Origin of the sequence: Aeromicrobium sp. YIM 150415 (assembly GCF_016918125.1) — a bacterium.
Taxonomy (GTDB): domain Bacteria; phylum Actinomycetota; class Actinomycetes; order Propionibacteriales; family Nocardioidaceae; genus Aeromicrobium; species Aeromicrobium piscarium.
Genome location: NZ_JAERWM010000018.1, coordinates 31,781 through 46,779, shown reverse-complemented (window position 1 = coordinate 46,779; position 14,999 = coordinate 31,781). Strand labels below are relative to the sequence as shown.

Sequence of the window (14,999 nt, the reverse complement as noted above, 5' to 3'; positions counted from 1 at the left end):
CTCAGGCGAGTTCCAGGACGACCCTGCCCTCGATCTGCCCGGCCTTCATCTCCTCGAAGATCTCGTTGATGTCATCGAGTCGCCGCGTGTGCACGGTGGGGCGGATCTTGCCGGCGGCGAAGAACTCCAGCGCCTCGACCATGTCCTGTCGCGTGCCGACGATCGAGCCGCGGATCGTGAGCCCGCGGAGCACGGTGTCGAAGATGTCCGCCGGGAAGTCGCCGGGTGGCAGGCCGACGAAGACGATCGTGCCGCCGCGCCGCGACATGGCCGCCGCCTGACCGAAGGCGGAGGGGTGGACCGCGGTGACGAGCACGCCGTGAGCCCCACCGATCTCGTCCTGCACCGCCTGGCCCGGGTCGGCTTCGCGGGCGTTGACCACGCACTCGGCTCCGTGGCGCCGTGCGAGCTCGAGCTTCTCGTCGTCGATGTCGACCGCGACCACCCGCATGCCCATCGCGATGGCGTACTGCACGGCGACATGGCCGAGACCGCCGATGCCGGAGATCACGACCCATTCGCCCGGCATCACCTCGGTCTCCTTCAGCGCCTTGTAGACCGTCACTCCCGCGCAGAGGATCGGGGCGACCTCGACCGGGTCGACGCCGTCGGGGATGCGCGCCGCGTACCGCTCGTCGACCAGCATGTACTCCGCGAACGACCCGTCGACGGAGTAGCCGCCGTTCTCCTGCTGCTCGCAGAGCGTCTCCCAGCCTTTGCGGCAGTACTCGCATCGACCGCAGGCCGACCACAGCCAGGCGTTGCCGACGCGGTCGCCTACCGCGAGGTCGGTGACCTCGTCTCCGACAGCCACCACCTCGCCGAAGCCCTCGTGGCCGGGCACCAGCGGTCGTTTGGGAGGGACGGGCCAGTCTCCCTCGACGGCATGGAGGTCGGTGTGGCACACACCGGTCGTGAGCACGCGGACGAGGGCCTCGTGAGGGCCTGGGGTGGGGACGTCGATCTCGTCGATCGTCAGCGGCTCCCCGGCCTCGCTGCTGACGGCTGCGCGCATGCGGAGGGGGATGCTCATGATGACTCCTTCGGTGATACTCCGACGGTACGACCTGAGGGGGGTCAGCCGCGTGGCTCCTGTTGTCGAAGGCCCGGCCGACTAGGCTGGCGGAGTGTACGAGAGCGTGATCCAGGACCTCATCGAAGAGCTCGGCCAGTTGCCGGGCATCGGTCCCAAGAGCGCTCAGCGCATCGCCTTCCATCTGCTCGACGCCGATCCCGAGGATGTCAAGCGGCTCGCGGCCACGCTCGTGGACGCCAAGACGCGCGTGCACTTCTGCGCGATCTGTTTCAACGTGACGGTCGAGACCGAGTGCCGGATCTGCGCCGATCCGCGCCGCGACCCCGCGATCCTGTGCGTGGTCGAGGAGAGCAAGGACGTCATCGCGATCGAGCGCACCCGCGAGTTCCGCGGCCGCTACCACGTGCTCGGCGGTGCGATCAGCCCTCTCGCCGGGATCGGCCCCGATCAGCTGCGCATCAAGGAACTGCTGGGGCGGCTGCAGGACGGGACCGTCACCGAGGTCATCATCGCCACCGATCCCAATCTCGAGGGCGAGGCGACAGCCACCTATCTCATGCGCATGCTCATGCCGCTGGGACTGCGCGTCACCAAGCTCGCGAGCGGTCTGCCGGTCGGCGGCGATCTCGAGTATGCCGACGAGGTGACCCTCGGCCGCGCCTTCGAGCACCGCACCTCCGTCGGAAGCTGAACCTCTTCTCGCCGGGTGAGACGTTCAGGGGCTCTCCGTCGCCTCTCGGACGAACGATGTGACTCGATGGTCGCCAGGGCAGCCGCGGAGTCACATCCTCCGTCCAGCGCCGCCCGTCGCGCGCACGAGGTGGGACGGATATCATGCCCGTCGCTCGGGTGCGTAGACTAGGGGCGGCGCAGCGTGGCGTTCAGTTTCCTCAACGATCCGAAGGAACCTCCGTGGGCATTGTCGTGCAGAAGTACGGCGGCTCGTCCGTGGCCGACGCCACGAGCATCAAGCGAGTCGCCGGGAGAATCGTGGCGGCCAAGAAGGCCGGCCACGATGTCGTCGTCGTGGTCTCGGCCATGGGCGACTCCACCGACGAGCTGATCGACCTCGCCAACGAGGTCTCCCCGATCCCTCCCGCTCGTGAGCTCGACATGCTGCTCACGGCCGGCGAGCGCATCTCGATGGCGCTCCTCGCGATGGCGATCGGCAACCTCGGCCAGGAGGCGCGCTCGTTCACCGGCTCGCAGGCCGGCGTCATCACCGACGACTCCCACGGCCGCGCCAAGATCATCGACGTCACCCCCGGGCGTCTGCAGAATGCGCTGGACGAGGGCGCCGTGGTCATCGTGGCCGGCTTCCAGGGCGTCTCGCAGACCACCAAGGACATCACCACGCTCGGCCGCGGAGGCTCCGACACCACGGCGGTGGCGCTCGCCGCGGCGCTGAAGGCCGATGTCTGCGAGATCTACACCGATGTCGACGGCATCTTCACCGCCGATCCGCGGATCGAGCCGAAGGCCCGGCGCATCCGGGCGATCTCCTACGAGGAGACGCTCGAGATGGCCGCCAACGGGGCCAAGATCCTCCACCTGCGGTGCGTCGAGTACGCCCGCCGCAATGACATGCCCATCCACGTGCGCTCCTCCTTCTCGGAGAAGACCGGCACGTGGGTCGTCGCCGCCGATCAGGTCGCGCGGCACCTCGAGCAGGAAGGTGACTCCGATATGGAGCAGGCCATCATCTCCGGCGTCGCGCACGATCGCAGCGAGGCCAAGATCACCGTGGTCGGCGTCCCGGACCGACCGGGCGAGGCCGCTGCGATCCTGCGTGCCCTCGGCGATGCCGAGATCAATATCGACATGATCGTGCAGAACGTGTCGGCCTCGGCCACCGCGCTCACCGATATCTCCTTCACGCTGCCGCGGGCCGACGGGCAGACGGCGATGACCGCGCTCGCGCGGCTGAAGGACCAGGTCGGCTTCGAGCGGCTGCTCTACGACGACAGCGTCGGCAAGGTGTCGATCATCGGTGCCGGCATGCGCTCGCAGCCGGGCATCACCGCCACCTTCTTCGAGGCGCTGGCGGCAGCCGGTGTCAACATCGCCATGATCTCCACCTCGGAGATCCGGATCTCGGTGACGGTATCCGAGACCCATGTCGACACGGCCGTACGCGCCGCCCACGAGGCCTTCGGCCTCGGGACCGGCGAGGTCGAGGCCGTGGTGTACGGAGGGAGCGGACGATGAGCCTCTCGATCGGAGTCGTCGGCGCGACCGGGCAGGTCGGCGCCGTCATGCGCCAGCTGCTGGAGGATCGCGATTTCCCGGCCGACGAGGTGCGCTTCTTCGCGTCCAGTCGATCGGCCGGAACCACGCTGCCGTGGAAGGGCGGTGAGATCGTCGTCGAGGATGCGGCTACCGCCGATCCGTCCGGGCTCGACATCGCGCTGTTCTCCGCCGGTGCCACGATGAGCAAGGTGCAGGCCCCGCGCTTCGCGGAGGCGGGTGTCACGGTCATCGACAATAGCTCCGCCTGGCGCAAGGATCCGTCGATCCCGCTGGTCGTCAGCGAGGTCAACCCCGGCGACATCCCGTCCGCCGACGGTCCCGGCGGGCGCGGCATCATCGCCAACCCCAACTGCACCACGATGGCCGCGATGCCCGTGCTCAGGCCGCTGCACGAGGAGGCGGGTCTCGAGCGACTGGTCGTCAGCAGCTACCAGGCGGTGTCGGGATCGGGTCTGGCCGGCGTCGAGGAGCTGCATGGTCAGGCGCTCGCGGTGGTCGAGAAGGCCGATGCGCTGACCCACGACGGCCGTGCCGTCGCCTTCCCCGATCCGGTCAAGTACGTCGCGCCGATCGCGTTCAACGTGTTGCCGATGGCCGGTTCGGTCGTCGACGACGGCTCGAACGAGACCGACGAGGAGCAGAAGCTCCGCAACGAGAGCCGCAAGATCCTCGGCATCCCCGAGCTCCTGGTGGCAGGTACGTGCGTGCGCGTGCCGGTCTTCACCGGTCACTCGCTGTCGATCAATGCGGAGTTCTCTCGGGACATCTCGCCGGAGCGGGCCGAGGAGATCCTGGCCGCGGCCCCCGGTGTCACGCTCACCGACGTGCCGACCCCGTTGGAGGCCGCCGGCCGCGATGAGAGCCTCGTCGGCCGCATCCGTCAGGATCAGTCGGTCCCCGGACAGCGCGGTCTCGTGCTCTTCGTAGCTGGCGACAATCTCCGCAAGGGCGCCGCCCTCAACACCATCCAGATCGCCGAACTCCTCGTCTGACCCTCCGGGTCCAGCTTTTGCCGGGTTGTGGCCCTTTTTTCGGCTGACGGAGGGCCGAAACCCGGCGAAAGTCGCACGGGAGCGGATCAGGTGAAGGCGGTGTAGTCGTCGAGGACCTCGGGGTTCTGGAGAGCGCCCTTGGCCGCGGCGTCGTCGACCGGTGTGCCGCGCAGGATCTTCTTGACCGGCACCTCGAGCTTCTTGCCCGACAGGGTGCGTGGGGCGCCCCGGACCTGGTGGATCTCATCGGGAACGTGGCGCGGTGAGAGCCGGCTGCGTAGCTCCGATCCGATGCGCCGGCGGAGCTCCTCGTCGAGCACGGCCCCCTCGCTGAGTGTCACGAAGAGCAGCAGCCGCCCGGCGCCGCCCTCGGCGTCCTCCAGATGCACCACGAGACTGTCGGCGATCTCCGGCAGCGACTCGACGACGACGTAGAACTCCGAGGTTCCCAGGCGCACGCCACCCCGGTTCAGCGTCGCATCGCTGCGGCCGGTGATGACACTGCTGCCGTAGTCGGTGATCGAGATCCAGTCGCCGTGACGCCACACGCCCGGGATGTCCTCGAAATAGGCGGCGCGGTAGCGCGATCCGTCGTCATCGCCCCAGAAGCCGATCGGGAAGGACGGCATCGGTCGGGTGATGACGAGTTCGCCGAGCTGTCCGATCACCGGCCGGCCGTCCTCGTTGTAGGCCTCGACCGCCGCCCCGAGGCAGCGACAGGAGATCTCGCCCGCGTAGACCGGCACGGTGGGTGCGGAGCCGACGAAGGCCGCGCACGTGTCCGTGCCGCCCGACAACGAGCACACCTGGACCTCGGACCCGAACTCCTCGTGCGCCCACCAGAATCCCTCGGCCGGCAGCGGCGCACCGGTCGACCCGATCGTCCGTAGCGCCGACAGATCGTGGTCGCGCGCCGGGTGGAGCCCCTGCTTGCGGCATTCGAGGAGATAGGGCGCGCTGGTGCCGAAATAGGTGACGTCGAGATCATCGGCCATGCGCCAGAGCTCCCCGAGATCGGGAGCGCCCGGGTTGCCGTCGAACATCACGATCGTGGCACCGGCACCCAGCCCCGAGACGAGGAGATTCCACATCATCCACCCGGTCGTGGAGAACCAGAAGAAGCGGTCCTCCGGGCCGAGATCGTTCTGCAGTGCCAGCGCCTTCAGGTGCTCGACCGTGATGCCGCCATGGCCGTGCACGATGGGCTTCGGCAGGCCGGTGGTGCCCGAGGAGAACAGGACGTACAACGGTGCGTCGAAGGACAGCCGCTCGAACTCCAACGGTCCGGTCTCCGACGTGAACTCGGCCCAGCTGATGGACTGATCCGGGGGTGTGGCCGCGGCATCGAGATAGGGCAACCAGACGGTCGTGCGGATGCTCGGCAATGCCTCGCGGATGGTCTCGACCTCGGCGCGGCGATCGATGGCCTTGGCGCCGTACCGATAGCCGTCCACGGTGAGCAGCAGCACCGGTTCGGTCTGCCGCCAGCGGTCGATGACGCTCTGGGTGCCGAACTCCGGGGCACAGGAGGAGAAGATCGCCCCGATGCTCGCCGCGGCGAGCATCAGCACGAGGGTCTCGGGGATATTGGGGGCGTACGCTGCCACCCGATCACCACGCCGCACACCCGCACGAAGGAGTCCGGCCCGTGCCCGGGCCACCTGATCGCGGAGCTCGGCGGCGGTGAGCGCCACGTCCCCGCGCGACTGCGAACGGGCCAGCACCACCACGTCGTCGTCGGCGCGTCCGGGCAGGCGCAGCATCGCCTCGGCGTAGTTCACGGTGATATCCGGGAACCAGCGGGCGCCGGGCATCGAGTCATCGGCGAGGGCCACGGCGGGGTCGCCATCGGCGGGGATCTCCAGGTAGCGCCACACCGCCGACCAGAAGCCGTCGAGATCGGTGGTGGACCAGTGCCACAGCGCCTCGTAGTCGCCGGTGTCGACGATGCCGGTCTCCCGCAGCCAACGCTGGAAGCGCTCCAGCCGGCTCGATCCATCCAATGGCGGCTGCCAGAGCACGGGTGCGGTCACTCGTCATCATCTCCAGGGGCGTCGGCGGCCATGGACAGGACTCGGTCGGCGGCGGCGAAGCATCCGGCACCGAGGAGGGGGAGGAGTAGGAGGGCCCAGGCGGACCCGGCCGGCCCGAGGAAGAAGGCGAGCACCAGTGTCAGGAGGGCGATCATGCCGAGGGCGGGCACGGTCCACGGTCGCCGGAACCCGATCCAGCGCAGGAAGACGGCGCTGGCGGTCACGACGAGGAGGAGCAGAAGGACGATGAGAAGGAGTCCGGCTCCTCCTGCTCCTCCCGCGACGGCGCGGACACCGGAGACGCCCCAGGTGGTGACCGCGCCGAGCGCTGCCAGGAGGAGCCCGGCCGCGGCACCGACGACCGCGGCAGTGACGCTCGGCGGCCAGGCCGGCCAGCGCAGCGCACGAACCTCGCCGATCAGCAGATCGAGTCCGAGTCTGGCGCCCGCAGCGCTCCGGCGGGTGACGGCGGCAGCGCGTTGACGCAAGGGGACGCGTGGCGGCCGCGGTGGTCGTTCCTCGCGCTCGCGGCGTGGAACACGAGGTCGTGTGAGGGTGCGGGTCCGTTCCGGTGCCGGCTTCTCCGGGCTGGGCTGCTCGCGGGTGACACGACGGACGACGACCTTCTTCACGCGAGGGGCGTCGTCCTTCTCGGCCATATCAGCAGTGTGGCATATCGCACGAGTCGCGGGGGTCCGAGGAATCCGCGTGGGGAGCGCAGGGAGTGGCGGTGATGTACGCACGTCTCAGACGGCGTGAGGGGTGCGTCGCTCACCGGAGGTGTCGTCGTCCCGCTCGTCCGCGCCCGGAGAACGACGAAGCCTCCGAACCCTGAGGGTTCGGAGGCTTCTATGTCCTGAGACAAAGCGTCGGGGTGACAGGATTTGAACCTGCGGCCTCGTCGTCCCGAACGACGCGCGCTACCAAGCTGCGCCACACCCCGTGGCCGATTCGATTGCTCGAACCTCATCGAGTCTACCCAGTGAGGGTCAAGAGCGTTGCCTCGGGTCGGCACGCGACGCGGATCGGGGCGTAGGGCGAGGTGCCGAGGCCTGCGGAGACGTGCATCCACGAGGCGTCGTGACCGGGTGTCCGGTGCTGGTGGAGACCTTTGGCGCGGCGGGTGTCGAGATCGCAGTTGGTGACCAGCGCCCCCCAGCCCGGCAAGCACAGCTGGCCGCCGTGGGTATGGCCGGCGAGGATCAGCGGGTAGCCCGAGCGGTTCCAGCGGTCCAGGACACGCAGGTACGGCGCATGGGCGACGCCGATGGCCAGATCGGCGGAGGGGTCGGCGGGCAGATCGTCGAGCTCGTCGTACTCCAGGTGCGGATCGTCGACCCCGACGAAGGCGAGTCGCCGGCCGTCGACGGTGAGATCGTCGTGGCGATTCGACAGGTCGAGCCAGCCGCGGTTCGTGAAGGCAGAACGGAGCTCCTCGAAGGGCATGTCCCGGGGACGCTCCCAGTCACCCCCGGCCTGGGTTCCGCTCCCTCCCCGCAGATAGGCGAGGGGGCTCTTCCGCCGGGGGGAGAAGTAGTCGTTCGAGCCGAAGACGAACACGCCGGGTAGGTCGAGCAGATCGCCGTAGGCGTCGAGGACGGCCGGCGCGGCGTCGAGATGGGCGATGTTGTCGCCGGTGTTGACGACGAGGTCAGGCTCGAGCGCGGCGAGCCCGCGCAGCCACTCCGCCTTGCGATGCTGGCCGGGGAGCATGTGCGCATCGGACAGGTGCAGGACGCGCAAGGGACGGGAGCCCGGTTCGAGGACCGGGACGGTGAATCGTCGCAGCGTGAACGCCCGGACCTCGTACAACGCGCCGTAGGCGAGCGTCGCGGCACCGGCGACGAAGGGCGCGGCGAGGGCGAGAGAGCGGGCGGTCGGCACCCGTTCAGCCTACTGATCGGCTGGAGGTCCGGCTGGCCTCATCGTCTCACCCGGTGGCGGTAGACCTTCAACCCTTCCGATCTCGCGGCGGTAAGTCAGCAACGTTATCCGGGGGGATGAGGTTGATCAGCTACCGCCACACGGGAGGTGAGGTTGATGACGTACCGCCAGAGTTGGCCGCTCAGATCCACCCGTGCTGCCAGGCGATGTCGGCGGCGGCGTGACGGGAGTCCGTGCCGGTCTTGGTCATCGCCGATGACAGGTAGTTGCGCACGGTGCCCTCCGCCAGATGCAGTGTCGCGGCGATCTGCTGGACCGGCAGGTGGGTGCGGGTGAGCCGCAGGGCGTCCAGCTCGCGATCGGTCAGCGGACACGCCTCGCTGTTGAGGGCCTGCGCGGCGAGGTCGGGATCGACGTAGCGTCGGCCCGCCGCGATATCGCGTACGACGACGGCCAGTCGCTCGACCGGTGTCGACTTCGGTACGAAGCCGGTGATGCCGGCCGCCATCGCCCGTCGCAGCACGCCGGGGCGAGCGTGACGCGTCATCAACACGATGTGCGTGTCCACTGAGCCGAGGATCTGACGAGCGGCCTCGATCCCGTCCGTCGGAGGCATCTCCAGGTCGAGCAGCACCACGTCGGGTCCATGTGTGCGGGCGAGCGCGACCGCGTCGGCGCCATTGTCGCTCTGCGCGACGATGTCGAGATCGTCCTCCATCGCCAGCAGAGAGACGATGGCGGTGCGGATCATCTCCTCGTCATCGGCGACCACCAGTCGGATCACGTGTCACTGCCGATCGCGACGAGCTCGAACCGGTCCTCGGTGTGCGCGGTGCGCAGATCGCCCCCGGCGGCGGCGAAACGTTCGGCGAGGGAGGCGAGGCCTGAGCCGGGGTTGGCGGACGTGCCCGTGACGCCGTCGTTGACCACCCGCAGCGTCGGCGGATCGACCGAGCCGGTGATGCTGACCCGGACGGCGTTGCTGTGTCGCAGGATATTGGTGGTCGCCTCGCGCAAGGCCGTGGCGAGCAACGGATCGTCGAGGCCATCGGGAATGTCCACGTCGACGACAGCACCGGCGGCCTCCAGCACCGAGGCCGCGTTCACGATCTCGTCGCGCAACGAGACCTGCCGGTACCCCTGGGCGAGGGTGCGGGTCTCCTCCAGCGCGGTGCGGGCGATCTGCTGCGCCTCGTGGATGGTGCGGCGGGCCTCCTCGGGGTCGCGGTCGATGAGGCGCTCGGCCAGCTCGGTCTTGAGCGCGAGGACCTGCAGGTGATGGCCCTGGATGTCGTGGAGGTCCGCCGCGAAGCGCAGCCGCTCGCGCACCCGCGCGAGCTCGGCGCGGGTGTTGCCGGCATCGCGAACGTCGATCGTCAGCTCCCAGACCCACATCTGGATCCACGCCGCGGACGGGAGGAAGAGGCAGAAGAATCCGAGCAGATACCAGGCGGCGAAGTCATCCGGCAGATAGTCGCCGAGGTCGCCGCCGCTGACCACGAACACGCCGCATCGCAGCGCTGCGAGTGCCACCGCCCAGACGATCAGCCACAGCACATATCGCGCGCGGTCGAAGTCGAGGCCCAGCACAGTGGCGGCGGCCCAGGGGACCAGCAGGTAGCCGATCGGCGATGACGGGTCCCAGCTGCTGACGACGACGAAGACGATCGCCAGCACCGCAGCGCCGAGGAAGGCGATCCGCGGGATCACCTGCCGTCCGCGACCGACGATCAGGGAGCGCACCCACCATCCTGCCCAGCCGATGATCGCCGCCATCAGCGCGACGACCAGGACGCGTCGCGTCGTGCCGAAGGGCGCGAGACTGAGCGCATTGGCGAGCGCCCCGAAGGAGCCGAACCCGAGGTAGATCCACAACGACCAGTAGTTGTACCGCCACGTCTGCTGGAAGCTGTCGCGGCGGGGCGGGCGGTCGAGATCGTCGGAGACGGGCAGCGGCTCGGTCATCGCCCTCAACCGTAGTGCAGATCGGCGATGACATATGTCATCGGAAACGGTGACGGCCGCACACTACGGCCGGGTGCTCTGAGCGGTGAGGCTGGAGACATGACCACGACAACCGACCTCGCGATCCAGGCACACGACCTGCGCTGCGCGTACGGCGACTTCGAGGCCGTGCGGGGGATCGACCTGGAGATCCGCACCGGCGAGATGTTCGCCCTGCTCGGCACCAACGGCGCCGGCAAGACCACCACGATGGAGACCTTAGAGGGTCACCGACGCGCCAGCGGCGGCTCGCTGAGCGTCCTCGGTCACGATCCCTACACCGAGCGTCCCCGTGTGCGCCCGCGCCTGGGGATCATGCTCCAGGAGAGCGGTTTCGCCGGGGAACTGACCGTCGTCGAGACCATCGACATGTGGCTCGCGCTGTCCTCCTCGCCGCTGGGGGAGAAGCACCGGCGCGCCGACACCGTGGCCGAGGCGATGGATCGTCTCGACCTGGCCGACCGGGCCGACACTCGCGTGGTGCAGCTCTCCGGCGGACAGAAGCGCCGCCTCGATCTGGTGCTGGCGACCGTCACCCGGCCCGATCTGGTCTTCCTCGACGAGCCGACGACCGGCCTCGACCCGGAGTCGCGTCGTCGCACCTGGGACCTCATCGAGACGCTGCGCGGGTCGGGCACGACGATCGTCCTGACGACCCACTACCTCGAGGAGGCCGAACGCCTCGCCGATCGCATCGCGATCATGCACGCCGGCCGGATCGCCGTCGAGGGCACCCTCGCCGAACTGGTCGACGACCGGCCGACGCGGATCTCCTTCCGGCGGCCCGAGGGCGTCTCCAGTGCCGACATCGACCGCGCACTGCGCACCGTCATCGGACCGCGGCATCTGGAGACGGTGGGGCGCGACGGGCTCGTGCTCGATGTCGTCGATGCGCAACAGGCGCTCGTGCGTCTCCTCGGGTGGGCCGAGTCCCATGGCCACCGCCTCGACAACATCACGGTCAGCCAGGCCTCGCTGAGCGATGTGTTCGCGCAGATCGCGGCCGGCGAACAGAAGCAGGAGGTGACGGCATGAGTACCGCACAGCAGACCACGGTGATCGCCCGTACCGAGGGGAAGCTGATCGCCCGCAACAAGACGGTGCTGTTCAGCGCCACGCTCTTTCCGTTAGCGCTGACCGCGCTCTATCTCATTCAGGACGCCGAGGGGCCGATGGCGGCCGCGGGTCTGACCTCGATCATGGTGGCGATCTTCTCCAGCATGACGGTGTACATGACCGTCACGCTGACCGCCGTCTCGCGGCGACAGGACCTCTACCTCAAGCGGCTGCGCTCCGGGGAGAGTAGCGATGTGGCGATCTTCGCCGGGATCACACTGCCGACGGCGCTGCTCTGCGTGGCACAGATGATCGTGGTCGTGGTGGTGCTGGCGATCATCGGCTTCGAGGTTCCCTCGGAGCCCTGGTGGATCGTGAGCGCGGCCCTCGGATCGATCATCTCCTGTCTCGCGATGGGCCTCGGTACCGCATCGGTGACCCCGAATGCCTCGGCCGCGCAGATGACGACGGTCCCGTACTTCCTCTTCGTCATCGGCTCGGTCTTCGCGACCCCGTTCGCGGACAGCCAGCTGATGGATCTCACGCCCGGTGGCGCGATCGTCACCTTCGCGCGCATGGCATTCGACGTGCCGACCCCGGGGTCGGCCCTGACCGCGGCAGCCGGACTCGTGATCTGGACCGTCATCGGCATCGAGCTGGCCCGCCGGTTCTTCCGCTGGGAACCGCGCGCCTGACCCCGGCCCGGGCAGCACGGCTCCGTCCCCGGGAGGGACGGGGCCGTGCCGTCATACTGGAGTCATGTCAGCTCTCAAGGACCGCCTCCGCGCGGAACTCACCACGGCCATGAAGGCTCGCGATTCCCTGCGTTCCTCCACCATCCGCATGGTGCTCACGGCCATCACCAATGCCGAGGTCGCCGGGTCCGAGGCGCGGGAGCTGAGCGACGAGGATGTCATCGCCGTGCTGGCGACCGAGAGCAAGAAGCGCCGGGAGGCGGCCGAGGCCTTCGATGACGGCAACCGGCCCGAGCTGGCGCAGAAGGAGCGCGACGAGGCCGCCGTGATCGCGGACTTCCTGCCCGCTCAGCTGAGTGAGGACGAGATTCGCGACCTGGTCGCCGCGGCGGTCGAGCAGACCGGTGCCGCGGGTGAGGGCATGAAGGCGATGGGCAAGGTCATGGGCGTCGTGACACCGCAGACCAAGGGCCGCGCCGATGGTGCGCAGGTCGCCGCCGAGGTGCGCCGCCAGCTGACCAGCTGACGCCGGGCGGTGGCGAGGCGTCCGTTCACGCTGGTGAGCGGTGCGGCAGCGTCCGTCGCCTTGCGGGGATGGTCGCCTCTCCACCGCTGCGAGAGCGGGACGGGTCGACGGGGCCATCTGGTGGGCGATGGCGTACCGCGATCGGGTCACGTGCGTTATCGGTGAGCTATCACCCACCAGATCGGTCGGAGTGGGTGACAGCTCACCGCCCGCTGGCGGGGGCGCCCGACGGTGAGTGGTGAGCCACCGCCGGAGCGGAGTCAGTCGTCGTCGCCGCCGTCATCGGGCTGCGGGGCCTCCTCGGCCGGACGCGGCGGAGGCCGGTTGGCCGGCTGACGTCGCGGCGGCGGAGCGAAGTCCACCGGAGCGAGCTGCCCCTGGATCGCGCGCATCGCCTGGCCCCACATCGGTCCGGCGAGGCCGGAGCCCGAGGCGATGCCGCCCGGCACGCGCCCCTTGATGACGACGCCGCGCAGATCGTGCGGCTGTCCCTGCTGGTTGGCGCCGGCGATCATCGCCGCCGTGGCGAGCTCGGGGGTGTAGCCGGCGTAGGTGACGCTCATGGTGTCGTTGGTGGTACCGGTCTTGGCCGCCGAGGGGATCGACAGGCCGGCGGTCTGATAACCGAAGCCGCCCGGCTCCTGCACGCCGCGCAGGATGTCGTTGATCTGCGCGGCCTCCTCATCGGTCAGCACGCGATCGCACTCGGGCTCGTACTTCTTGACGACATTGCCCTGACGGTCGAGGATCTCGTCGATCGGCTGCGGCTTGCAGTACATGCCGCCGGAGGCCGGCACCGCGTAGGCGGCGGCCAGGTCGAGCGGGCTGACATCGGTGGCGCCGAGCGTGAACGGGCCGACCTTGTCCTGATCGGGCACCTGGATGCCCATCGCCTCGGCCATGGAGACCGTCTCGCACAGGCCGGCGTCGCGCTCGAGCTGCGAGAAGTAGGTGTTCACCGACTGCCGCGTCCCGGTGTACATGTTGAAGGTGCCCGCGCCGGTCGAGTTGGCCAGCGGCCACGGGCCGACGCCGTTGCCCTCGCAGGTGAAGTAGCTGCCCGCCGGCATCGTCATGTTCTGCGGCGAGTTGTAGCTCTTGGTGACCGGGATGCCCTTGCGGAGGGCCGCTGCCACGGTGAACATCTTGAAGGTCGATCCGGCCTGGAAGCCGTTGGCATCGCCCCACTGCTTGGGGACGGTGTAGTTCAGATAGGACTGGCCGGCCTCGGCATTGTCGCCCATCGGCCGCGATTGGGCGAGGGCACGGACCTTGCCGGTGCCCGGCTCGATCATCGCCAGCGCGCCGATCGCCTGATCGGTGGGGTCGACGTGATCGGAAGCGGCCGCGTTGGCCGCGTTCTGCATGCCGATGTCGATATTGGACTTGATCGTGAGGCCACCGCGCTGAAGCTGCCGCAGCCGTTCGTCGCGGGTGTCGCCGAGGGCGGGCTCCTCCAGCAGGAGCCGCTGGATGTAATCGCAGGAGAAGGCCGCCACCGAGCCGTAGCAGCCGTTGGCGAACTCCGTCTCATTGAGCCCGAGCGGCTCCTCGCTGAGCTGCGTGGCCTCGTCGGCGCTGATCTTGCCTCGCTGGGCCATGACGGCCAAGACGGTGTTGCGGCGTTGGAGGGCCCGCTCGGGATAGACCCGGGGGTCGAACTGGACCGGGTTCTGGACCAGGCCGGCGATCAACGCGGCCTGTCCGGCCGTGAGCTCGGCCGGTGAGACGGAGAAGTACCGCTGTGCCGCCGCGTTGACGCCATAGGCGCCGCTGCCGAAGTAGGCGATGTTGAGATAGCGCTCGAGGATCTCGTCCTTGGTGTACTTCTCCTCGAAGTTGATCGCGAGCTTGAGCTCGCGGACCTTGCGGGCCGCCGTCGTCTCCACCGCGGCCGCGCGCTGCTCGGCGGTGGTCGCCTGCTGGAGCGTGGTGAGCTTGACGAGCTGCTGGGTCAGCGTCGAGCCGCCCTGAGTCCCGCCTCCTCCCGCGTTGTTGACGAGCGCGCGCAGGGTGCCCTGGAGGTCGAGGGCGCCGTGCTCATAGAACCGGTAGTCCTCGATCGAGATGATGGCGTCCTGCATCACCGGCGCGATCTCGTCGAGGGGGATGTCCTGACGGTTCTCCTCGTAGAAGTACGCCAGTCGGTCGCCATTGGACGCGAACAGCTCGGTGGTCTGCGGATTGGGGACGTCCTCGAGGGTGAGGGGGAGCTCCATGACGTCCTTGGTGACCTCGCGCGTGGTCATGGTCGCGGCGGTCGCCGCGGGGACCGCCACCGCTGCCACGATCAGGCCGGCGAGGGCGGAGAGTCGCGCGATGGAGAACAGCGCGGACGAGGTGGAGCCGGCCTTGGGCTGCGTCTGCGCGGCCTTCTTCATCGTCGACTCGATATCTCGCCATGCCATGCATCGAGGATAAGCGACGTCGCCAATGTCTCGGCGGCACCGCGGCGGGCAGGTCGTCTTCCCGTGTGCGCAGCGGATCGCCGTCGATGGAACATCGAAGATGGCCCATTCGGAC

At 69.0% G+C, this 14,999-nt stretch carries 13 protein-coding genes and 1 tRNA gene; 6 read left to right on the top strand and 8 right to left on the bottom strand.

Annotated elements, in window-relative coordinates; all coding sequences use genetic code 11:
- Position 1: 1 nt before the first annotated feature.
- Entirely contained in the window at positions 2-1,033 is a 1,032-nt protein-coding gene (adhP, locus tag JL108_RS12010; RefSeq protein ID WP_240190991.1) for an alcohol dehydrogenase AdhP, read from the bottom strand.
- A 94-nt stretch (positions 1,034-1,127) separates the two neighbouring features.
- On the opposite strand from adhP, the gene recR reads away from it, so the two are divergent.
- The 3 genes from recR (at position 1,128) to JL108_RS11995 (ending at position 4,278) form a co-directional block, all read left to right on the top strand.
- Positions 1,128-1,727 (top strand): recombination mediator RecR, encoded by a 600-nt coding sequence (gene recR, locus JL108_RS12005; protein WP_143912712.1) that lies wholly within the window; start codon positions 1,128-1,130, stop codon positions 1,725-1,727.
- Positions 1,728-1,948: 221 nt separating this feature from the next.
- Positions 1,949-3,244: an aspartate kinase gene (locus tag JL108_RS12000; RefSeq protein ID WP_185973026.1), complete on the top strand. Its 1,296-nt coding sequence runs from the start codon at positions 1,949-1,951 to the stop codon at positions 3,242-3,244.
- Positions 3,241-4,278 carry an aspartate-semialdehyde dehydrogenase gene (locus JL108_RS11995; protein WP_143912711.1) on the top strand — a complete coding sequence of 346 codons (1,038 nt, stop codon included), beginning with the start codon at positions 3,241-3,243 and terminating at the stop codon, positions 4,276-4,278. The genes JL108_RS12000 and JL108_RS11995 overlap by 4 nt, the downstream gene beginning before the upstream one ends.
- An 86-nt stretch (positions 4,279-4,364) precedes the next feature.
- Here the strand turns inward: JL108_RS11995 and JL108_RS11990 are convergent, their stop codons facing one another.
- The 6 genes from JL108_RS11990 to JL108_RS11965 form a co-directional block, all read right to left on the bottom strand.
- The gene (locus JL108_RS11990; RefSeq protein WP_205198501.1) at positions 4,365-6,311 is read right to left on the bottom strand and encodes an acetoacetate--CoA ligase; all 1,947 of its coding nucleotides are present in this window, start codon (positions 6,309-6,311) and stop codon (positions 4,365-4,367) included.
- Positions 6,308-6,970 carry a hypothetical protein gene (locus tag JL108_RS11985; protein ID WP_205198500.1) on the bottom strand — a complete coding sequence of 221 codons (663 nt, stop codon included), beginning with the start codon at positions 6,968-6,970 and terminating at the stop codon, positions 6,308-6,310. Before JL108_RS11985 ends, JL108_RS11990 begins: the two co-directional genes overlap by 4 nt.
- 210 nt (positions 6,971-7,180) lie before the next feature.
- Positions 7,181-7,254: transfer RNA gene (locus tag JL108_RS11980), tRNA-Pro, on the bottom strand.
- A gap of 32 nt (positions 7,255-7,286) precedes the next feature.
- On the bottom strand, positions 7,287-8,195 hold the full coding sequence (locus JL108_RS11975; protein WP_205198499.1) for a metallophosphoesterase: 909 nt from the start codon (positions 8,193-8,195) through the stop codon (positions 7,287-7,289).
- A 181-nt stretch (positions 8,196-8,376) separates the two neighbouring features.
- Positions 8,377-8,979 carry a DNA-binding response regulator gene (locus JL108_RS11970; protein WP_143912708.1) on the bottom strand — a complete coding sequence of 201 codons (603 nt, stop codon included), beginning with the start codon at positions 8,977-8,979 and terminating at the stop codon, positions 8,377-8,379.
- Positions 8,976-10,160, bottom strand: a complete 1,185-nt coding sequence (locus JL108_RS11965; RefSeq protein ID WP_205198498.1) for a sensor histidine kinase — start codon at positions 10,158-10,160, stop codon at positions 8,976-8,978. The genes JL108_RS11970 and JL108_RS11965 overlap by 4 nt, the downstream gene beginning before the upstream one ends.
- Before the next feature lie 99 nt (positions 10,161-10,259).
- Between JL108_RS11965 and JL108_RS11960 the strand changes: the two genes are divergently transcribed.
- The 3 genes from JL108_RS11960 to JL108_RS11950 all read left to right on the top strand — a co-directional run bounded on the left by JL108_RS11960 (position 10,260) and on the right by JL108_RS11950 (position 12,476).
- Entirely contained in the window at positions 10,260-11,234 is a 975-nt protein-coding gene (locus tag JL108_RS11960) for an ABC transporter ATP-binding protein (RefSeq protein ID WP_205198497.1), read from the top strand.
- On the top strand, positions 11,231-11,950 hold the full coding sequence (locus tag JL108_RS11955; protein ID WP_205198496.1) for an ABC transporter permease: 720 nt from the start codon (positions 11,231-11,233) through the stop codon (positions 11,948-11,950). The genes JL108_RS11960 and JL108_RS11955 overlap by 4 nt, the downstream gene beginning before the upstream one ends.
- A gap of 64 nt (positions 11,951-12,014) precedes the next feature.
- Positions 12,015-12,476 (top strand): GatB/YqeY domain-containing protein, encoded by a 462-nt coding sequence (locus JL108_RS11950; protein ID WP_143912704.1) that lies wholly within the window; start codon positions 12,015-12,017, stop codon positions 12,474-12,476.
- A 260-nt stretch (positions 12,477-12,736) separates the two neighbouring features.
- Here JL108_RS11950 and JL108_RS11945 read toward each other — a convergent pair whose 3' ends face one another.
- A complete protein-coding gene (locus JL108_RS11945; protein ID WP_205198495.1) occupies positions 12,737-14,884 on the bottom strand; it encodes a transglycosylase domain-containing protein in 2,148 nt (715 codons plus the stop codon).
- Between the last annotated feature and the right edge of the window lie 115 nt (positions 14,885-14,999).